The organism is Streptococcus sp. HMSC062D07 (genome assembly GCF_001814215.1).
Classification (GTDB): domain Bacteria; phylum Bacillota; class Bacilli; order Lactobacillales; family Streptococcaceae; genus Streptococcus; species Streptococcus infantis_I.
In genome coordinates, this window is sequence record NZ_KV815334.1 from 297,585 (window position 1) to 318,632 (window position 21,048).

A 21,048-nucleotide genomic window follows, 5' to 3' on the forward strand; every position below is an offset into this window, starting at 1 on the left:
GTTATGGCAAGTGAGGTGAACTAGTATGTTTCGATTAACCAATAAGTTGGCCATATCCAACTTAATTAAAAACCGCAAACTCTATTATCCGTTTGCTTTGGCTGTCATTTTGGCAGTCACTATCAGCTATCTCTTTTACTCTCTAACCTTCAATCCCAAGATTGCGGAAATCCGTGGAGGATCCACCATTCAAGCTACTCTAGGATTTGGAATGTTTGTCGTCACCCTTGCGTCAGCCATTATCGTCCTTTATGCCAATAGTTTTGTTATGAAAAACCGCTCCAAGGAGTTGGGGATTTATGGTATGTTGGGCTTGGAAAAGCGTCATCTGATCAGTATGACCTTTAAAGAGTTGGTGCTATTTGGAATTCTAACTGTTGGAGCAGGTATCGGTATTGGAGCCTTGTTTGACAAGTTGATTTTCGCCTTCTTACTTAAACTGATGAAATTGAAGGTTGAGTTGGTCGCTACCTTCCAGATGAAAGTTGTCATTACAGTACTTGTTGTCTTTGGTTTGATTTTCCTAGGCCTCATGTTTCTGAATGCCCTTCGAATCGCCCGTATGGATGCTCTGCAACTATCTCGTGAAAAAGTAAAAGGGGAGAAGAAGGGACGTTTCTTAGTCCTTCAAACTTTACTAGGGCTAATTGCACTAGGTAGTGGCTACTATCTAGCACAAAGCGTAAAAGATCCAGTTTCAGCGACTGTTACTTTCTTTATAGCCGTCCTGTTGGTAATTGTTGCGACCTACCTCTTATTCAATGCGGGTATTACAGTTTTCTTACACTTACTCAAGAAAAACAAGCGTTATTACTACCAACCAAATAACCTCATCTCTGTTTCTAACCTTATCTTCCGTATGAAGAAAAACGCTGTCGGTTTAGCAACCATTACCATCCTTTCCACCATGGTTTTGGTTACTATGTCAGCAGCAACCAGTATCTACAACGGTTCTGAAAATATAAAAAATATCATGTATCCTCATGATTTCGATGTTAAGGCTAAGGGAAATAATATTGAAGTTGAGAATTTAGACCAACTATTGACTCAATATGCCAGTGAAAAGAACTTGACGATTAGCAATAAAGACGTTCTTAGCTATGCTAGCTTTGGCCTTTCTAGTCAAGATGGAACTAAATTAACCATCATGACTAAAGAACAAATCACGGAATTACCTAAGACAGTTTTTCTAGTATTTGATCAAAAAGACTATGAAAAAATGACTGGACAAAAGCTAAATCTTACTGGTAATGAAGTAGGTCTTTGGGCTAAAAATAACCAACTAAAAGGTCAGAAATCATTTAGTCTTAACAGTCAGGAGTATAGTATCAAGCAAGAAATCCAGCAAGATTTTTTAGCTAACCATGTTTCCAATCTCTATATCCTTTTAGTTTCAGATTTTAACTACCTAGTTGTACCAGATCTTCAAAGCTTTTTGGATCAGTACCAAGATTCTGCTGTCTACCCTCAGTTTTATGGTGGTATGGATGTCACCGCAAGTCTAGAGGAACAGTTAAAACTAGCTGATGATTTTGATGCGTATGTAAATAATTTTAGCCATAATCTCAAGAATGAAGATGCTATGGTTTACGGTGGTAATGGTTCAAGTGATGCAATTGCCCAAATGAATGTTCTCTATGGAGGTGTCCTCTTTATTGGTATTTTCCTCTCTATCATCTTTATGATAGGTACTGTACTGGTTATCTACTATAAACAAATCTCAGAAGGTTATGAAGACCGTGAACGCTTTGTCATCCTGCAAAAGGTTGGTTTGGATCAAAAACAAATCAAGCAAACCATTAACAAGCAGGTTTTGACTGTCTTCTTCCTCCCTGTAATCTTTGCCTTCCTACACCTTGCTTTTGCCTATCACATGTTGAGTTTGATTCTCAAGGCTATTGGTGGTGTGGATACAGCTATGATGTTAAGTGTAACACTTTCCATTTGTAGTATCTTTGCCCTCATCTACGTACTTATCTTTATGATTACTTCAAGAAGTTATCGCAAGATTGTTCAAATATAATAAGAAGTGTTTGTCAAGGAATCATAGTATTAACCCCAACGAATATTTTGGGAACGTTAAAGTTCACGATAAAAAAGATTATAGATAGACATTTCAAGAAAAAATCTTGAAACGATGTTCGCTTAAATGCATATTGGGATTATTATGGATTCTAAAAATAATTTATGAAAACAAGAGTCCCAATGAAAAGATATGGTAAGTGCTTATGAAATTAAAATTATGTATCATTGGATTCTTCTTTTGTTTGATTGCTGCAATTGGTCTGGTCACTATTAGCGATACCGAAACGCCCATACCTTTACCAATTGATGGTGCTTTTTCTATTCAAGGGAAAAGCAATCTTTCTAATAACGAAATTTACGAAATGATTCGTGACCTATCAAAAACGGAAAAAGTTACCATTTACAAGCCGATTGTTCAGAGTTCGGGTCAGTTGAAGTATGTAAATTTCGATGATGCAAACAATGAACAGTTAAAGTCAGTACCGATAATAGGGATGTATTACACCCTTGGGGAAATGGATGTAGACAGTTTGAAACCACTTACGATGACAGGACTACAAACAGTCTATATGGCTTATCCTTGGTATATAGGAGGAATCTTACAATTTACTGGAACTTTAAGAATACTGTTAATGGGTTCCATTTACTTAACTTTATTAGTTGTTTTATTTGTTGTTAGGACGAGGCAGATCAAAGAAGGAGTGATACGACGTTCTTTGGGCTTGCCTGTATACGACCTTAGAAGAGAGTATGGCATTTCTCTTATTTTTGAACTGATTATGATGGCTTTATTGATGATTTCTTACAGTTCTTTTTTGGGAAATGGTTTCTTAACCTATAGTTCTAAGTTATTTTTCTCTCTGCTTATAACGAATTTTATACTATTTCAAATCATTGATCTCATCACCTTTGTTTTATTTTGGTTGACGATTCAGATTGAAAAGCCCATTGAAATTATCAAAAACAAGGCGAAAAACAAGCTTATTTTTGTCGTATGGCTTGCCATTATTTCGATTATTATCGTTGTATCAGGAATTTTTTTACAAGAAACAAAGAGTAGCCAATCCAGTATTAACATACAGATACAGAATTTAGTACCATGGGACACAGTAAAAGACTGGAGAAGGATTGAGTTCCTTGGAATTGAAAATAACTCTGCTAAAAATGGAGAAGTAAGTGATTCGGATGGTCAGTATCTACAGATAGCTGCTTCCTTAAAAAACTTAGATTATTTATATATAGAACGATCCTCGGCCTATGTTCCAGATACATCTCATGCTTTAGAAGACTTTTCTAAACAATTAGAAAATGACGGAATAACGAATCCAGAAATAAATAAAGAGTTGATTTATATCAATCAAGCAGGTGCTAACCTACAAAATAAAGTGAATGGAACAAACTATCATCTTTTAGATATTAAGATAGCAACCATCTATATTCCTGAAAAATGGAAAGAAAACCAGAAATCCATTGAGAATACAGTTGTAGCAGAACAATTTATTGGAACAAACTATACAAAAGAAGAGCTTGCAGTACAAATAATTCCTGATGGTAATAAAATTTTTTATTTCAATGAGGATGCTGATATCGATCATAAAAATAAAGATATTTTACCAATGGCAAGTCTAGCAGATAGTAAAGATAACATTGTTGTTGTGTTAGATACAGACAAAATGATCGAAAACAACAAGTTTACTTTGGCTAGTAATATAACTAATAAGTCTCTTTTTAGTCCTGAGGCGGTAAAGAAAATAAATGAGATGGCTACCCAGTTGAATGTTTCAATGAATCCAGTAGATGTTTATCAAATTGTGAAATTAAAGATCCTGTCCTTAGAGCACCAAATTCTACTTTCACAAATCTTGCAGAAGATAATTTACAGTATTGTCTTTATACTCATTTATCAATATGTCCAACTTTATATTGCCCTAAAACAGAATGAATATGTGAAAAAAATCATTTTGGGTCTGTCAAAAACATATATAGCAATTTCAAGTCTCAAGTATTTTATGATTATTATTACAATGGTTATCCTATTTACATTTCTTATGACAGGTCAAATAGAGTTGCTGTATATTGGTCTTGCTTCTATACTAGTTTTGATGTTGTCAATCATAATGAGTTTTAGAAAATTATCTGAAAGCTACACTAAAATTTTAAAAGGAGATGAAACATGACAATTGACCTTTTGAACGTTTCAAAAAGTTTTGGATCAAAAAAGATTTTTACAGACTTAAATTTAAAATTTGAATCTGGAAAAAGCTATGCATTGATTGGAGGTTCTGGCTCTGGTAAGAGTACTCTTCTTAATATTATAGGAAGATTAGAAAAAATTGATAGTGGGAACGTTTTAGTTGATAAACAGGATATTTGGAAGATAAAAGAAAGAACCTTCTTTAAAAATACTGTTGGATATGTATTTCAGAATTATTCTTTAATCGAAAACAAAACAGTATATGATAATCTGAAACTTATCACTAAAGACAAAAAAATAATAACTGATGTACTTGAAAAAGTAGGACTGTCAAGCGACTATTTACATCAAAAAATATATGAATTGTCTGGAGGGCAGGCTCAACGTGTAGCTATTGCTAGAATGTTAATGAAACCACGTAAAATTATCTTAGCAGATGAACCCACAGGAGCTTTAGATGGTGAGATTGGAAAAGAAATTATTCGTTTATTATTAAATGAAAGAGATGAAGACAAATATGTTATTATAGCGACGCATGATCCAGCTGTCTATAATAAAGTTGATGTGATCATTGATATGAAAGATATAGGGGATAATGTATGAAAAAGATAATTTATATTGCTTTGATCTTTGTAGCTGGGTTACTTGCCTTCTTCTTTTTTAGAAAACAAATGATCTCAAAAGAGAATACCAATAAACCAACGTTGGAGTTAACAGTTTTTACGGTTTCTTCTAGTGATACAGAAAAATGGAATAAAGTGAAACAAGTAGAAACGGAAGAAGCTACATACATCATAACTGTGAAAGAAGTAGCGTCTTCAGAAGAAGTATTTTCAAACATCATTGCAAATGGTGCTGCTTCTGGGTTCGGAGTTCGTGAAGAAGAAGTGAAGCAATTTAATAATAATTTAGGAGACACTATTGAGGACTCTAAGCATAATAAACTCATTGGAATAGAATTTTTTACTTTTTCTAATGCTGACGAGGGATTTGTAGTAGCAAATTTTGACTACGGTAATGAAGAGTTGAATTCTCAGAAAAAAGATATAAAAGTGGTATATAAAAAAATATATGAATCTTTTAAAGAAAAAAGTAAGTGATTGCGATTTATTTGCCTGTTTTGATAGAAAAAAAGTCAATTTATAATCCTAGTATTTTATCTTAATACTCGCGCTTTTTAGTTGATAAAACTTACAAATAGTCCTGAAGAAAACAATGACATTCAGTTTACTTATATGTATCATGTGCATACAAAGTTAGGTCCATCGCATCATCAATTTATGTTTATCAATAATTGAGCAGTTGTTGCATCATTTAATATTTCAGAGGTTCAGTACCAGTATTTTATGAAAGAATCACTTTCTCATGTCATGGTTTATAATTAATACTCTTCGAAAATCAAATTCAAACTGCTTTAGCGTCGCCTTGATGTACTCAAGTACAGCATGTGGCTAGTTTCCTAGTTTGCTATTTGATTTTCATTGAGTATTAGAGGCAAATAAGCCATTTAAACAGAGTTAGGATTCACCTTCACGACTATAAATCTAGCAAAATTGGCCAGTAGTTTAGACTCTAAAAGGTCTACTATTCAAAAACCACACAGTATTTCTTTCGGCTTGATGCTATTCAAGCTTGAAATCACTGTGTGGTTTTATTTTTAATCTAGTTTTTGCTCAGCATCAATTTTTACCTTAAATACTAAACAACTGACCCAATAGATAGGTCACTCCCATGGTTAAAAGACCGATACAAAGGTTACGAATCATAGCTGTTTTAGTTGGGGCTTTCCCAAGTTTGGCACTGGTATAACCTGTAATCAATAGAGAAATCGCAACGATAAAAACAGTAGCAGGGATTCGATAGTCACTTGGAAAGATGGTAATGGAAAGCATTGGTGGTAGACTTCCAAGAACAAAAGCGATGAAGCTAGATGCTGCAGCATGCCAAGGATTGGTAAACTCTTCATACTCAATTCCGTATTTTTCTTCAACTAAAGCTTTAAGTGGATTTTTAAGAAAAGCTTTATTGACTAAAAGTTGAGCAGAAGTTTCACACTCACCATTTTGAAGATAAGCAGCATAAAGAGATTTCTTTGCAGCCTCGATATCCTTATCCAAAAGTAATTGCTCACGAGCTACTGCGGCTTCTTCGGTGTCTTTTTGAGTAGATACTGAAACATATTCACCTCCAGCCATAGAGAAGGCACCCGCTAAGATGGCAGCCAAACCTGAAAGAAAGATTATCCAAATATTACTGGTTGCACTGGCAACGCCGATAACAACTCCAGCGATAGAGATGATTCCATCATTTGCTCCCAGTACACCAGCACGTAAAATGTTTAAACGACCAGCGAAGTTTGAATCAATTTCATGTGTAATTTCTGACATAGTCTTCTCCTTTTTATCCATTATAAAGTATAGGAGAAGTAAAAACAAACTTTTTAAACTTTCTGAAAAAAGTTCTACAATTTTAATAATAGCCATAGCTATTACTTATGCCAATATATAACAAAGTTGTATTTGTAACTGACTGCCATAGATGATACAATTAAACTAATGAAATCTTTGGAGGTCTGATGATGACTCGTGAATTTAAATTTGAAACCCTACAATTGCATGCAGGACAAGTGGTAGATGCTACTACCAAGTCTCGTGCTGTACCAATTTACCAAACAACATCTTTTGTATTTGAAGATACACAGGAGGGTGCAGATCTTTTTGCCCTTCAAAAAGCTGGAAATATCTATACTCGTATTACCAATCCAACAACTTCAGCATTTGAAGAGCGTATTGCAGCACTAGAAGGCGGAGTAGGTGCACTTGCCACAGCTTCTGGGATGGCAGCTCTTACTTATACTATCCTCGGACTTGCTCATGCTGGTGATCATGTGGTTGCAGCTTCAACTATCTACGGTGGGACCTTTAACCTTTTGAAAGAAACCCTTCCTCGTTACGGAATCACCACAACTTTTGTTGATATTGATAATCTAGAAGAAGTAGAGGCAGCGATTAAAGATAATACAAAACTTGTTTTGATTGAAACTTTGGGTAATCCAGTTATCAACATTCCTGATATTGAAAAAATAGCTGAAATTGCTCATAAACATCAGATTCCTTTGGTTTCAGACAATACCTTTGCAACGCCTTATCTTATCAATGTCTTTTCACACGGTGTAGATATCTCGGTTCACTCGGCGACTAAATTTATCGGTGGACACGGTACAACTATTGGCGGTGTCATTGTTGATAGCGGTAAGTTTGACTGGGCTGCTTCAGGGAAATTCCCTCAATTAGTCGATGAAGATCCAAGCTACCACAATATCAGCTATACTCGTGATGTTGGTGCTGCAGCCTTTATCGTTGCTGCTCGCGTGCAATTGCTTCGCGATATGGGAGCTGCCCTTTCACCATTTAACTCATTCTTGCTCCTACAAGGTCTTGAGACACTATCTCTCCGTGTTGAACGTCATGTTCAAAATGCTGAGAAAATCGTTGATTTCCTTGTGAACCATCCAAAAGTTGAAAAAGTCAATTATCCAAAATTAGCTGATAGCCCTTACCATGCCTTGGCGGAGAAATATTTACCAAAAGGTGTTGGTTCAATCTTTACCTTCCACGTTAAAGGCGGAGAAGCAGAAGCTCGTAAGGTGATTGATAGCTTAGAAATCTTTTCAAACCTTGCAAACGTAGCAGATGCCAAATCATTGGTCGTTCATCCAGCAACTACAACTCATTCTCAATTGTCTGACTCTGACTTAGAAGCAGCAGGAGTAACTAAAAATCAAATCCGTCTATCAATTGGACTAGAAAATGTCGATGATTTGATTGAAGATTTACGACTAGCACTTGAAAAAATCTAAAAATAACTAGTTTTTATGAAATTAAGCATCCTTCTCACGAATAATAAAGTGAGGAGGATTTTTATGTATAGTATTTCATTTCAAGAAGATTCGCTTTTACCAAGAGAGAGACTAGTTAGAGAAGGAGTAGAAGCACTCAGCAACCAAGAATTACTGGCAATATTACTAAGGACAGGCATAAAACAGGCCAATGTTTTTGAAATAGCACAGAAGATCTTAAATCAGCTGACATGTTTAACTGACCTAAAAAAAATGAGTCTACAGGAATTGCAGACTCTATCGGGTATTGGACGTGTTAAGGCTATCGAACTACAAGCCGTTATTGAATTAGGCTACCGTATCCATAAAAGGGAAACAGTGGAAATGGAGAGTATTCTCAGTAGTCGAAAGTTAGCTAAAAAGATGCAGTCTGAGCTTGGAGATAAAAAACAAGAGCACCTAGTGGCGCTCTATCTGAATACTCAAAATCAAATTATTCACCAACAGACTATTTTTATCGGGTCTGCCACGAGAAGCATTGCTGAACCGAGAGAAATTCTCCACTACGCTTTGAAGCATATGGCAACATCTGTGATTCTTGTTCATAATCATCCATCAGGAGCAGTAGTTCCTAGCCCCAATGATGACCATGTTACGAAGCTTGTTAAAGAAGCCTGTGAATTAATGGGATTGGTGTTATTGGACCATTTAATTGTCTCTCATTCTGATTATTTTAGTTACCGCGAGAAGACGGACCTAATATAAGATTATTTTTTGAAGTTTAGAGGCCCCTGCTCAAACGCTTGTAAAGCATAGGACTCAACTTCGTTCATATCAATTTTAGGAAGAGGATCAATTGTAGGGACTAGCAACTTTTCTTGCACGATAAAGTCAATAATAGCATTGAAGTCTTCAATTTTATAATACTTTTTTGAGTGGATTAAGATATCTCTGTAAAAGACAAGCGAAGAACGAAATCTGCCTTTAAATTTAGCATCTGCCTTTTTACAAAATGGTTTTGCCTTTTTAGACATTTCTTTCAGTTCTTTTTGTTTGTCTTTTAGTGAGAGTTTGTCGAGATACTCTTTATTCTTAGAAAATGATTGGTAACTTTCTGCCGTTAAAAGACTATATAGATTAGAAAGTTGAAAATAAACTTCTATTTTCTTTTCCTTATAGGTTGAGAAATGGTCAATTTCCTTGCTCTTAACAGATGAGAAAACATTAACTTCTAAATCTCTCAAAAGCTCGTGAGTAGAAGGTAGATTAAGTTCATTCATAATTAATTAGCTAATTTATCAAAATTATAATTCATTGATGACATAGTCGAAAAGTGTTTTATCTTTGGGGCGATTTTCAAAGAGAAATTCAGGATGCCATTGAACACCAAGATAAGGGAAACCGTCCGTAGTTGTAACAGCTTCGATAATACCATCTTTAGGATCATGTGCTACAACCTTAAGATTAGGAGCTAAATCTTTGATGCTCTGATGGTGGAAAGAATTGATATGAGAGATTTCTCCATAGATTTCTCTTAGAATAGTATCTGGTTCGGTGACAAGCCGCTGAGTGGTGTATTCAGCGGAAGTATCTTGCCAATGATCTTCGATATCTTGATAAAGAGACCCGCCCATGGCTACGTTAAAAAGTTGAGTACCACGACAGACAGAAAAAATTGGTTTCTTTTGCTTGATTGCTTCTTTAATGAGGGCTAACTCAAAAATATCACGTTGAAGGTGGTAATCGTCGCTATCAATAGCTTTTGGCTCACCATAGTATTTAGGGTCAACATTTTGTCCACCAGTTAAAATAAGTTTATCAATTAAACTAATGTAGTAACCGGCCATTTCTTCATCACCAATTGGTAGGATAATGGGGATACCTCCAGCTTCCTTAACTCCTTCAACAAAGCCTTGGGCAGCATAACTCATCATAAGCTCATCGTCTGGATGGGCTTTTTCGTTTCCTGTAATCCCAATAACTGGTTTTTTCATAAATCAATTCGCTTTCTAATCCTCTTTTCGCATGAAATAGAGGAGGGTTTGAAGTTCGCTAGTAAGATCGACATACTGAACAACTACGTCTTTAGGAAGATGTAGGTGAACAGGAGAAAAACTGAGGATACCTTTGATACCAGCATCAACCAAAAGTTCCGCAACTTCTTGAGATTTAACACTAGGAACAGTAAGAATAGCAGTTTTAACATCACTATCCTTAACTTTATCCTTTATTTGAGAGATTCCATAGATTGGGACACCGTCGGGTGTCTTGGTACCAACCTCAGGATGATCATCTAGGTCAAAAGCCATGATGATTTTCATTTTATTACGCTCATGAAAGCGGTAGTGGAGGAGGGCATGTCCCATATTTCCAATACCCACAAGCATAACATTGGTAATAGAATTATCATTTAAAAGATCAGCGAAAAAGTTCATGAGCTTTTTGACATCATAGCCAAATCCACGACGTCCAAGTTCACCAAAGTAAGAGAAGTCACGACGAACAGTGGCAGAATCAATTCCAATCGCTTCTGCAATTTGTTTGGAATTAGCTCTTTCAATTTTCTCGGCATTAAATCTTTTAAAAATACGGTAATAGAGAGAAAGTCTCTTTGCTGTTGCTTTAGGAATAGCAGACTGTTTTTCTTTCACAAAATCACAACCTTTCTATCTACTATTTTATAGAAAGCTTGTGAAAATTGCAACAATAACGAAAAAAAACTAAGAAAAAATCTTAGTTTATCTTAGTTTCGTGGTAAGTTCTTAAAAAGCGGTAGAGGTTACCAAGAAGTCCTTGATAGATTTCAACTCCATCATGTGTTAATGAAGTAATATGAGTAGTATCAGGGAGAGTTACACAACCTGATAGAGAGAGCATAAGAGCTTCATAGTCTTCGTATTCTTGCACACGCTCTACTTGATAGGAGTCCTTGTAAGTTAATCGAAACATAATGACCTTCTATCTTTCGCTTTTTGTAAATACGCCACGTTCAACCAGGCTATCCATCAAAAAGTAGAATTTCTCTTGGTGGATATGAGTTTCTTCTGATTTGAAGATATCAACTAAACGTAGACCAAATTTATCAGTGATATTGATTTTTACACCAGTTAAGTCTTTGTTGATGATAATCTTAAGTTGGAATCCTTCTCCGCTATTTGGAACTTTTTCAAGTAGTCGCGTTAATTCATAGTTACCAACTTTAGTTTCAAAAAAAGTATTATCTTTAAGCGTAAATTTTTTAACAGTTGGACTAAGTGTGTATTCGTAACGACAATTTTTAAGTTTAATCGTTTGTTCAAATGCCATTAAGTTTATCCTCCGATGATATTTTTAAGAGTTTTAGCAAGAGTTATCATTTCTTGTTCTGTATTTAAAGGTGAAATGCTGACGCGTACAGACTCGTTTAAGCGAGGGGATTCTTCTCCGTAGAAGGCTTGAAGAACATGACTGACCTGAACAACACCAGCTGTACAAGCAGAACCTGTTGAAATAGAAATACCTTCAAGGTCTAAACGAAGTAGTAGTAGATCGTTGCGTTGTCCCGGAAATCCGATATTTAGGACATAAGGGAGTTGCTCTTTACCTTGATTGAGATAATAGGTTGAGCCAGCCATCTCAGTTAGAAAAACTTTCTTTAGTTTTTGAACTTTATTAAAGTTAGCCTCTAGATGATCTATATCGTCCTTAAGAGCTGCAACCATACCTATAATTGCGGGAAGGTTTTCTGTCCCTGCTCTTTTTTTCTGTTCTTGATCTCCACCATGTAGATAAGGATCAAAATCTGTAGAAGCAGCGTATAGGAAACCGATACCCTTTGGACCGTGAAATTTATGAGCAGAAGCACTGAGGAAATCTATTCCTAGTTCTTCAGGAAGAATCTCTAGCTTCCCGACAGCTTGAACAGCATCTACATGATAAGCAGCTGAATGGACTTTTAAAATCTGACCAATTTCAGCGATTGGTAAAAGAGTACCTGTTTCATTGTTAACATACATAGTTGAAACGAGAATAGTATCTTCACGCAGTGCATTTTTGACTTGATCTGCAGTGATTTCATGATTGTCGTCGGGTTTTAAAATAGTCACTTCAAACCCAAAATTTTCCACCAGATATTCAATTGGTTCAAGCACAGCGTGATGCTCGATAGCAGTAGTAATAATGTGTTTTCCGCGATTTTGATGACGAAGACAGTAGCCGATAATAGCTGTATTATTACTTTCTGTACCACCAGAAGTGAAGAAAATGTGTTGGGGCTTTGTACCTAGTATACCTGCTAACTCTTGACGGGCTTCACGTAATAATTTTCCTGCTTGACGCCCATGACCATGAATACTAGAAGGATTGCCATAAGTCTCTTGCATGACTTGAGTCATTGCTGAGATAGCTGCAGATGACATGGGTGTCGTAGCAGCATTATCTAAATAAATCAAAAACTCACCTAATTTCTATTTAAATTTAAATAGTGGACTAACTGGTTTTCTTTCATGAATACGAACCATGGCATCACCAATTAGTTCGCTTGCTGTAATATATTGTACATTCTTAGGTTTTTTACTTTCTGTCAATACAGAATCTGTCACCAAGACTTCCTTGATATTAGCTGCATCCAACAACTCTGCAGCACCGTTGACGAACAATCCATGGCTGGATACCGCGTAGATTTCAGTAGCACCATCGCGTTCCAAAATTTTGGCAGCTTCAGAGAAAGTACGGCCTGTATTAAGAATGTCATCGATTAAGATTGCTTTCTTACCTTCAACCTCTCCGATAATGTAACCTTGGCTACGTTCAGAATCATCTTGAGCATAGTCAATAATAGCAATCGGAGCATCAAGGTATTCAGCAAGGCTACGAGCACGTTTTACACCTGAGTTTTTAGGGCTGACAACAACCACATCTGGACCAGTTAAACCTTTATCAATGTAGTGTTTTGCAAATAGCGGAATTGTATAGAGGTTATCTACAGGAATATCAAAGAAACCTTGTACCTGAACAGCATGAAGGTCCAGTGTCAAAACACGGCTAACTCCAGCTTTTACCAACATATTTGCAACAAGTTTAGCTGTAAGAGGTTCACGCGAAGAAGCGATACGGTCTTGACGAGCATAACCAAAGTATGGAAGCACAACGTTAATGGTATTTGCACTAGCACGAACACAGGCGTCAACCATGATTAATAGTTCCATCAAGTGGTTATTTACAGGGTAGCTGGTTGATTGGATGATATAAACATCATATCCACGAACACTTTCTTCGATATTAACCTGGATTTCACCATCGGAGAATTGACGTGATGACAACTTTCCAAGTGGAACACCTGCAGCATCTGCAATTTTTTGAGCTATTTCATGATTGGATGAAAGAGAAAAAAGCTTCATATTTTTTGTATCTGACATTGATAAACCGTCCTCTATAAACTAAGTAAATCGGTGAAAAAACATTTTTAAAGGAAAGTGTTTTCTTTCACAGATTCTATTATTTTTTATCCCTTCTATTTTATCAAAAAAAGAAGATTATTTCAGTATTTTTTCATATTTTCTATAAATCGTACTAATTTTGAAGGAGCCTTCTTATATTGGATTTCATTTGCTCGTAAAAACTCTTGAAAATCAAGGTTTCCTTGGACGCCGTTTTCTACTTCCAGTTCAAGTTCATAATCAACAATATCGAAGTAGTGGCTTTGATCAAGAGCCATGAGCCCAATAGCTGTTTCTTTTTCGTAACGAACAGTAGTTAGGCAACCTAAAACTACCCAACCATTTGGTGAGAGTCCTCGATTTTTTAGTTCGTCCATAATCATGCCCTGAGGGAGTTTACATTCTTCGAGACAATCGTTAGCTTCCTCAAGAGTAAGGGATTGGTTGTATTCCATATTTCCGACTTCTTGAGGAATCTTAATAGTCAATTCAGCGCTTGTATCGAAAGTACGAATGCGCATAGCAATTTTATGATGTCGAAGATAAAAATCAGGCGTATCTAAGTAGTAATTTTTTTGTGTAACAGGAGTGACTTCTGAAAATTGAGCTAGCAATCGATTATATTCTTCTTCACTGAGAAGTGTTTTCATTTCTATTTCTAAATGTTTCATTTTTATAACCTTTTCTTTATATTTGAAAGCGATTTATGGTATAATAAACATTGTATTTATTGTATAAGATTTTCATGAGAAAATCAAAAACTAGATAAATTAAACTGCATAGAGAATTGGACGTAAGAGTTATATGATTACAGAATGGGAAGAATTTTTAGATCCTTACATTCAAGCTGTCGGAGAATTAAAAATAAAACTCCGAGGAATCCGAAAACAATACAGAAAACAAAACCGACATTCTCCAATCGAGTTTGTCACGGGTCGGGTTAAACCGATTGAAAGTATCAAAGAAAAAATGGCACGCCGGGGTATTGGCTATGACACACTTGAACAGGATTTGCAAGATATTGCAGGTTTACGTGTCATGGTTCAATTTGTAGACGACGTAAACGAGGTTGTTTCTATCCTTCGTAAAAGACAGGATATGAGAGTTGTTCAAGAACGTGATTACATTACTCATCGAAAGGCTTCGGGTTATCGTTCTTATCATGTGATTATTGAGTATATGGTTGATACGATTTACGGTGCAAAAACCATTCTAGTTGAGATTCAAATTCGTACCTTGGCTATGAACTTTTGGGCTACAATCGAACATTCACTCAACTATAAATATCAAGGAGATTTCCCAGAGGAAATCAAAGAAAGACTTGAGATTACAGCCAGAATTTCACATCAGCTAGACGAAGAAATGAGTAAAATACGTGCTGATATCCAGGAAGCACAAGCGCTCTTTGATCCTTTGCACAGAAAGTTAAATGACGGGGTAGGAAACAGTGACGATACCGATGAAGAATACAGGTAAACGAATTGACCTTATTGCCAACCGTAAGCCTCAGAGTCAGAAAGTTCTATTCGAATTAAAAGAACGATTAAAAAAGAATAATTTTATCCTGAATGATAAAAATCCAGATATCGTCGTCTCTATTGGTGGAGATGGGATGTTGTTGTCTGCTTTTCATAAGTATGAAAACCAACTGGATAAGGTTCGTTTTGTTGGGGTTCATACAGGACATTTAGGTTTTTATACGGATTATCGTGATTTTGAGTTGGACCAATTGGTTACAAATTTACAGTTGGATAATGGTGCTCAAGTGTCTTATCCACTCTTAAGTGTCAAAATATTTCTCGAAAATGGTGAAGTCAAGTCTTTCCGAGCACTAAATGAAGCTAGCATTCGTCGAGCGGATCGAACTATGGTTGCTGATGTCATTATTAACCATGTTCCCTTCGAACGCTTTCGTGGTGACGGCCTGACAGTTTCAACTCCGACTGGAAGTACTGCTTATAATAAATCACTTGGTGGAGCAGTACTGCACCCGACCATAGAGGCACTACAATTGGCTGAAATTGCTAGTTTGAACAACAGAATCTACCGCACACTAGGTTCATCAATTATTGTTCCTAAAAAAGACAAGATTGAATTGATACCAACACGAAATGACTATCACACAATCTCAATCGATAATAGTATTTATTCTTTCCGAAATATTGAGAAAATAGAGTATCAGATTGATCACCACAAAATTCATTTTGTAGCCACACCAAGCCACACCAGTTTTTGGAATCGTGTTAAAGATGCCTTTATTGGTGAGGTGGACGAATGAGGTTTCAGTTTATTGCTGACGAACACGTCAAGGTCAAAACCTTTCTGAAAAAACATGAAGTTTCAAAAGGGTTACTTGCCAAGATTAAGTTTCGAGGTGGTGATATTCGAGTAAACGGGCATCCGCAGAATGCAACCTATCTCCTAGATATCGGAGATGAAGTCGTCATTGATATTCCTCCAGAGGAAGGATTCGAGACACTTGAAGCAATTGATTATCCTCTAGATATTCTATTTGAAGATGATCATTTCTTGATTATCAATAAACCCTTTGGTGTTGCATCCATCCCTAGTGTCAATCATTCCAATACCATTGCCAACTTTATCAAAGGTTACTATGTAAAACAAAACTATGAGAATCAACAGGTTCATATTGTGACTCGGCTTGATAGAGATACCTCTGGATTAATGCTTTTTGCTAAACACGGCTATGCGCATGCCAGATTAGATAAACAGTTGCAAAAAAAGGCTATTGAAAAGCGTTATTATGCCTTAGTCAAGGGAGATGGTCATCTGGAACCTCAGGGAGAAATCATAGCTCCGATAGCCCGAGATGAAGATTCTATCATCACTCGACGAGTAGCAAAGGGTGGAAAATATGCCCATACGTCCTATCAAATCGTGGCATCTTATGGGAATATTCACTTAGTTGATATTCGTCTCCACACCGGAAGAACCCACCAGATTCGGGTACATTTCTCGCATATTGAATTTCCATTACTTGGAGATGATCTTTATGGGGGAAGCTTAGAACACGGCATCCAACGCCAGGCTCTACATTGCCATTACTTGTCGTTTTATCATCCTTTCTTAGAAGAGCAGTTAGAGCTAGAATGCCCACTGCCGGATGATTTCGACACACTTATTACACAGTTATCAAATAATAATTTATCTTAAAAGGAGTCAAAACTCATGGAAGTTTTTGAAAGTTTGAAAGCCAACCTAGTTGGTAAAAATGCTCGCATCGTTCTACCTGAAGGTGAAGAACCACGTATCCTACAAGCAACGAAGCGCTTGGTAAAGGAAACAGAAGTTATCCCTGTACTCCTAGGAAACCCTGACAAGATTAAAATCTATCTCGAAATCGAAGGAATTACAGAAGGTTACGAAGTCATCAATCCAGAACATTACCCACAATTCGAAGATATGGTAGCTTCACTTGTTGAACGTCGTAAAGGAAAAATGACAGAAGAAGAAGCGAGAGAAGTACTCATCAATGATGTTAACTACTTTGGTGTGATGTTAGTTTATATGGGCTTGGTTGATGGTATGGTTTCAGGAGCTATTCACTCTACAGCTTCAACAGTTCGTCCAGCTCTTCAAATCATTAAAACTCGTCCGAATGTGAGCCGTACATCAGGTGCCTTCCTTATGGTTCGTGGTACTGAACGTTACTTGTTTGGTGACTGTGCTATCAACATCAACCCAGATGCTGACGCTCTAGCTGAAATTGCTATTAACTCTGCTATCACTGCTAAAATGTTTGGTATTGAACCTAAGATTGCTATGCTTAGCTATTCAACTAAAGGCTCAGGTTTTGGCGAAAGTGTTGACAAGGTAGTTGAAGCAACAAAAATCGCACACGACTTGCGTCCTGACCTTGAAATCGATGGTGAGTTGCAATTTGACGCTGCCTTTGTTCCAGAAACTGCAGCTCTTAAAGCACCAGGAAGTAATGTAGCTGGACAAGCTAATGTCTTTATCTTCCCAGGTATTGAAGCTGGTAACATTGGTTACAAGATGGCAGAACGTCTAGGTGGATTTGCTGCAGTTGGACCAGTTTTGCAAGGTCTTAACAAACCAGTAAATGACCTTTCACGTGGATGTAACTCTGACGATGTTTACAAACTAACTCTAATTACAGCAGCACAAGCTGTTCATCAATAAGAATGGTATCCCTCTTTTCCTCTTGGTAAAGGGGGATTTCCCTTTTATTAAGATATCATTCATCTGCAAAAATAGTCAAAATATGGTAAAATAGTCAGTAATCATCTATGTTTTATAGAATAAGTTTGTATGAAGAAAAGGAAATAAAATGGCAACTATTCAATGGTTTCCTGGACACATGTCTAAGGCACGTCGTCAGGTCCAGGAAAATTTAAAATTTGTTGACTTTGTAACAGTTTTAGTAGATGCACGTTTGCCCTTGTCTAGTCAAAATCCGATGCTGACTAAAATCATCGGGGACAAACCAAGGCTATTAATTTTAAACAAGGCAGACCTTGCGGACCCAGTATTAACAAAAGAATGGCGTCAGCACTTTGAATCACAAGGCATTCAAACGCTTGCTATCAACTCTAAGGAACAAATAACAGTAAAAGTCGTAACGGATGCTGCTAAGAAACTCATGGCAGATAAGATTGCTCGTCAAAAAGAACGTGGTATTCAAATTGAAACCTTGCGTACCATGATAATCGGGATTCCAAACGCTGGTAAATCGACTCTGATGAACCGTTTAGCGGGTAAGAAAATTGCTGTAGTTGGAAACAAGCCTGGTGTGACAAAAGGCCAACAATGGCTTAAAACCAATAAAGATTTGGAAATCTTGGATACTCCAGGGATTCTTTGGCCAAAATTTGAAGATGAGACTGTTGCACTCAAACTTGCGCTTACGGGAGCAATTAAGGATCAGTTACTTCCAATGGATGAGGTAACGATTTTCGGTCTCAATTACTTTAAAACCCATTATCCTGAAAAGCTTCAAGAACGTTTTAAACAAATGAATCTGGACGATGAGGCTCCAGAGATTATCATGGATATGACGCGTATCCTTGGTTTCCGTGATGATTACGACCGTTTTTACAATCTCTTTGTTAAAGAAGTTCGTGATGGAAAACTTGGTAACTATACCTTAGATACATTGGATGATCTCAATGGCAACGATTAAAGAAATAAAAGAAGAATTAGCAAGGATAACTGATCTTGAAAGTCCCTTTTTTAAGGAATTTGAAAAAGATTCTCGTTCAGGTGTACAAAAGGAAATTGAAAAGCGTAAAAAGGCCATCCAAGCAGAAATTGATGAAAATCTCCGCTTAGAAGCTATGCTTCGATATGAAAAAGATCTATATAGTAAAGGGATATCTCTAATTGCAGGCGTAGATGAGGTTGGACGTGGTCCGCTAGCTGGTCCAGTGGTGGCTGCTGCAGTGATTTTACCTCAAAATTGTAAAATTAAAGGTTTAAATGACAGCAAAAAAATTCCTAAGAAAAAACACGAGGAGATTTTTCAGGCTGTCAAAGAGAATGCCCTTGCAATCGGTATTGGGATTATGGACAATCATGTCATTGACCAATTCAATATCTATGAAGCGACGAAACTAGCCATGAAAGAAGCTATTTATCAGCTTGAGCCTCAACCAGAGCACCTCTTGATTGATGCTATGAAGTTGGACTTGCCGATTTGTCAGACATCAATCATCAAAGGGGATTCCAACTCCTTATCTATTGCAGCAGCATCGATTATAGCTAAAGTTACCAGAGATAAGATTATGGCTAACTATGACCAAGAATTTCCTGCCTATGATTTTGCTCAAAATGCTGGCTATGGAACTGCTAAGCATCTAGAAGGAATTGAAAAGCACGGTGTCACACCTATTCATCGCACCAGTTTTGAACCGATTAAAACGATCGTTTCAGAAACTAGTAAAAGATAATTAAAGGAGAGAATTATGGAGGAACAATCGGAAATACTTAGTTCCAAGAAAGAATTTGCCTTCGCGTCCAGTACGATCTTAGCTCAAGTAGGGCGAGGTATTATTGTCGGTTTAGTCGTAGGAATTATTGTAGGATCATTTCGATTTTTGATCGAAAAAGGCTTTCATATCGTTCAAGGATTTTATCAAGACCAAGAGAATCTGATACGGAATCTATTGATCATTTTATTGTTTTATATCCTCATTTGCTTACTTAGTGCCAAATTAACACGTTCAGAAAAAGATATTAAAGGTTCTGGTATTCCTCAAGTTGAAGCAGAGTTAAAAGGTCTCATGTCTCTCAACTGGTGGAGTGTCCTCTGGAAGAAATACATTCTAGGTATCTTGGCCATAGCGAGCGGGCTTATGCTCGGTCGTGAAGGTCCCAGTATTCAGCTAGGTGCCGCTGGAGGAAAAGGAATTGCTAAATGGCTCAAGTCTAGCCCTGTTGAGGAGCGTTCTTTGATTGCTAGCGGAGCTGCTGCTGGACTTGCTGCAGCCTTTAATGCACCGATTGCGGGGTTATTATTTGTAGTAGAAGAAGTCTATCATCATTTTTCACGATTCTTCTGGGTTTCTACCTTGGCTGCAAGTCTAGTAGCAAACTTTGTTTCCCTTCTCATCTTTGGCTTAACACCTGTGCTTGATATGCCTGATAATATTCCTCTCATGAGTCTTAGTCAATATTGGATTTATCTGGTTATGGGGATTTTTCTTGGAGTTTCTGGATATCTATATGAGAAAGCCGTTCTAAATGTCGGGAAAGTATATGATTGGATTGGTCAAAAGATTCATCTGGATAAGGCCTATTATCCTATTCTAGCCTTTCTTCTTATCATTCCAGTGGGAATCTTCCTACCACAGATACTTGGTGGGGGAAATCAGGTTGTCTTATCCTTAACAGAACAAGATTTTAGCTTCCAAATTCTCTTCCTTTACTTCATCATTCGCTTTATCTGGAGCATGATTAGTTACGGAAGTGGACTTCCTGGTGGAATTTTCCTACCAATTTTAGCTTTAGGATCTTTACTTGGTGCTCTGGTCGGTGTTATTTGTGTCAATCTTGGCCTCGTTAGCCAGCAGCAATTTCCTATATTTGTAATTCTGGGGATGAGTGGGTATTTTGGTGCTATCTCAAAAGCACCTTTGACAGCTATGATTCTTGTGACTGAGATGGTCGGAGATATCCGAAATCTAATGCCTTTAGGGATGGTTACCCTAGTTGCTTATATTGTTATGGATCTGCTCAAAGGGGCGCCCGTCTATGAAGCTATGCTAGAAAAAATGTTACCTGAAACAGCAACTGATGATGGAGAAATTACCCTAATTGAAATTCCAGTATCAGACAAAATAGCTGGTAAGCAAGTACATGAACTCAATTTACCACACAACGTACTCATCACAACCCAAGTACATAATGGGAAAAGTAAGACAGTTAATGGATCTACAAGGATGTATCTAGGTGATATGATTCATCTCGTGATTCCAAAAAGTGAAATTGGAAAAGTGAAAGATTTATTACTATAAAAACATAATTTAAGTTATGTATATTTAGAAACAAAAAGAATAGAGGATATATTTATTACATAATTTAATTTATGCTTA

Annotated in this window: 22 protein-coding genes; 13 read left to right on the plus strand and 9 right to left on the minus strand. The window is 36.8% G+C overall.

The window, feature by feature from the left end; genetic code table 11:
• Positions 1-25 precede the first annotated feature (25 nt).
• The 4 genes from HMPREF2957_RS08260 to HMPREF2957_RS08275 all read left to right on the plus strand — a co-directional run bounded on the left by HMPREF2957_RS08260 (position 26) and on the right by HMPREF2957_RS08275 (position 5,319).
• Entirely contained in the window at positions 26-2,023 is a 1,998-nt protein-coding gene (locus HMPREF2957_RS08260) for an ABC transporter permease (protein ID WP_070678904.1), read from the plus strand.
• A gap of 205 nt (positions 2,024-2,228) precedes the next feature.
• Complete coding sequence (locus tag HMPREF2957_RS08265; RefSeq protein WP_070678906.1) at positions 2,229-4,202, plus strand: ABC transporter permease; 1,974 nt, start codon at positions 2,229-2,231, stop codon at positions 4,200-4,202.
• On the plus strand, positions 4,199-4,822 hold the full coding sequence (locus HMPREF2957_RS08270; protein ID WP_070678908.1) for an ATP-binding cassette domain-containing protein: 624 nt from the start codon (positions 4,199-4,201) through the stop codon (positions 4,820-4,822). Before HMPREF2957_RS08265 ends, HMPREF2957_RS08270 begins: the two co-directional genes overlap by 4 nt.
• Positions 4,819-5,319 carry a hypothetical protein gene (locus HMPREF2957_RS08275; protein WP_070678910.1) on the plus strand — a complete coding sequence of 167 codons (501 nt, stop codon included), beginning with the start codon at positions 4,819-4,821 and terminating at the stop codon, positions 5,317-5,319. Before HMPREF2957_RS08270 ends, HMPREF2957_RS08275 begins: the two co-directional genes overlap by 4 nt.
• A 591-nt stretch (positions 5,320-5,910) precedes the next feature.
• Here HMPREF2957_RS08275 and HMPREF2957_RS08280 read toward each other — a convergent pair.
• Positions 5,911-6,606, minus strand: a complete 696-nt coding sequence (locus tag HMPREF2957_RS08280; RefSeq protein WP_016465853.1) for a VIT1/CCC1 transporter family protein — start codon at positions 6,604-6,606, stop codon at positions 5,911-5,913.
• Between the two features lie 191 nt (positions 6,607-6,797).
• Between HMPREF2957_RS08280 and HMPREF2957_RS08285 the strand changes: the two genes are divergently transcribed.
• Complete coding sequence (locus HMPREF2957_RS08285; protein ID WP_025170182.1) at positions 6,798-8,078, plus strand: O-acetylhomoserine aminocarboxypropyltransferase/cysteine synthase family protein; 1,281 nt, start codon at positions 6,798-6,800, stop codon at positions 8,076-8,078.
• A 63-nt stretch (positions 8,079-8,141) separates the two neighbouring features.
• Positions 8,142-8,822 carry a RadC family protein gene (gene radC, locus HMPREF2957_RS08290; RefSeq protein ID WP_070678912.1) on the plus strand — a complete coding sequence of 227 codons (681 nt, stop codon included), beginning with the start codon at positions 8,142-8,144 and terminating at the stop codon, positions 8,820-8,822.
• Positions 8,823-8,824: 2 nt separating this feature from the next.
• Here the strand turns inward: radC and HMPREF2957_RS08295 are convergent, their stop codons facing one another.
• The 8 genes from HMPREF2957_RS08295 to HMPREF2957_RS08330 form a co-directional block, all read right to left on the minus strand.
• The gene (locus HMPREF2957_RS08295) at positions 8,825-9,337 is read right to left on the minus strand and encodes a hypothetical protein (RefSeq protein ID WP_070678914.1); all 513 of its coding nucleotides are present in this window, start codon (positions 9,335-9,337) and stop codon (positions 8,825-8,827) included.
• 24 nt (positions 9,338-9,361) lie between these two features.
• Complete coding sequence (locus HMPREF2957_RS08300; protein WP_070678916.1) at positions 9,362-10,051, minus strand: gamma-glutamyl-gamma-aminobutyrate hydrolase family protein; 690 nt, start codon at positions 10,049-10,051, stop codon at positions 9,362-9,364.
• Positions 10,052-10,066: 15 nt separating this feature from the next.
• Complete coding sequence (locus tag HMPREF2957_RS08305; protein WP_070678918.1) at positions 10,067-10,708, minus strand: redox-sensing transcriptional repressor Rex; 642 nt, start codon at positions 10,706-10,708, stop codon at positions 10,067-10,069.
• Between the two features lie 82 nt (positions 10,709-10,790).
• Complete coding sequence (locus HMPREF2957_RS08310; RefSeq protein WP_004252933.1) at positions 10,791-11,006, minus strand: DUF4649 family protein; 216 nt, start codon at positions 11,004-11,006, stop codon at positions 10,791-10,793.
• A 9-nt stretch (positions 11,007-11,015) separates the two neighbouring features.
• Positions 11,016-11,363 (minus strand): DUF1831 domain-containing protein, encoded by a 348-nt coding sequence (locus HMPREF2957_RS08315; protein ID WP_004252935.1) that lies wholly within the window; start codon positions 11,361-11,363, stop codon positions 11,016-11,018.
• 5 nt (positions 11,364-11,368) lie between these two features.
• Positions 11,369-12,487 carry a cysteine desulfurase family protein gene (locus HMPREF2957_RS08320; protein WP_070678920.1) on the minus strand — a complete coding sequence of 373 codons (1,119 nt, stop codon included), beginning with the start codon at positions 12,485-12,487 and terminating at the stop codon, positions 11,369-11,371.
• 15 nt (positions 12,488-12,502) lie between these two features.
• The gene (locus HMPREF2957_RS08325; RefSeq protein WP_006148522.1) at positions 12,503-13,453 is read right to left on the minus strand and encodes a ribose-phosphate diphosphokinase; all 951 of its coding nucleotides are present in this window, start codon (positions 13,451-13,453) and stop codon (positions 12,503-12,505) included.
• A 122-nt stretch (positions 13,454-13,575) separates the two neighbouring features.
• Complete coding sequence (locus HMPREF2957_RS08330) at positions 13,576-14,145, minus strand: CYTH domain-containing protein (protein ID WP_070678922.1); 570 nt, start codon at positions 14,143-14,145, stop codon at positions 13,576-13,578.
• A 133-nt stretch (positions 14,146-14,278) separates the two neighbouring features.
• Here HMPREF2957_RS08330 and HMPREF2957_RS08335 point away from each other — a divergent pair, with 133 nt between their 5' ends.
• From HMPREF2957_RS08335 to HMPREF2957_RS08365, 7 genes are all read left to right on the plus strand, one after another.
• Positions 14,279-14,950 (plus strand): GTP diphosphokinase, encoded by a 672-nt coding sequence (locus tag HMPREF2957_RS08335; protein ID WP_004252944.1) that lies wholly within the window; start codon positions 14,279-14,281, stop codon positions 14,948-14,950.
• The gene (locus HMPREF2957_RS08340; protein WP_004252947.1) at positions 14,934-15,752 is read left to right on the plus strand and encodes an NAD kinase; all 819 of its coding nucleotides are present in this window, start codon (positions 14,934-14,936) and stop codon (positions 15,750-15,752) included. Before HMPREF2957_RS08335 ends, HMPREF2957_RS08340 begins: the two co-directional genes overlap by 17 nt.
• Positions 15,749-16,648, plus strand: a complete 900-nt coding sequence (locus HMPREF2957_RS08345; RefSeq protein WP_049496227.1) for an RluA family pseudouridine synthase — start codon at positions 15,749-15,751, stop codon at positions 16,646-16,648. The genes HMPREF2957_RS08340 and HMPREF2957_RS08345 overlap by 4 nt, the downstream gene beginning before the upstream one ends.
• A 15-nt stretch (positions 16,649-16,663) precedes the next feature.
• Positions 16,664-17,638: a phosphate acetyltransferase gene (gene pta / locus HMPREF2957_RS08350; RefSeq protein ID WP_070678924.1), complete on the plus strand. Its 975-nt coding sequence runs from the start codon at positions 16,664-16,666 to the stop codon at positions 17,636-17,638.
• 148 nt (positions 17,639-17,786) lie between these two features.
• Entirely contained in the window at positions 17,787-18,638 is an 852-nt protein-coding gene (gene ylqF, locus HMPREF2957_RS08355) for a ribosome biogenesis GTPase YlqF (RefSeq protein WP_036754008.1), read from the plus strand.
• Positions 18,625-19,404: a ribonuclease HII gene (locus HMPREF2957_RS08360; protein ID WP_070678926.1), complete on the plus strand. Its 780-nt coding sequence runs from the start codon at positions 18,625-18,627 to the stop codon at positions 19,402-19,404. The genes ylqF and HMPREF2957_RS08360 overlap by 14 nt, the downstream gene beginning before the upstream one ends.
• Positions 19,405-19,419: 15 nt before the next feature.
• On the plus strand, positions 19,420-20,970 hold the full coding sequence (locus HMPREF2957_RS08365) for a ClC family H(+)/Cl(-) exchange transporter (protein ID WP_070678928.1): 1,551 nt from the start codon (positions 19,420-19,422) through the stop codon (positions 20,968-20,970).
• Positions 20,971-21,048: the final 78 nt, after the last annotated feature.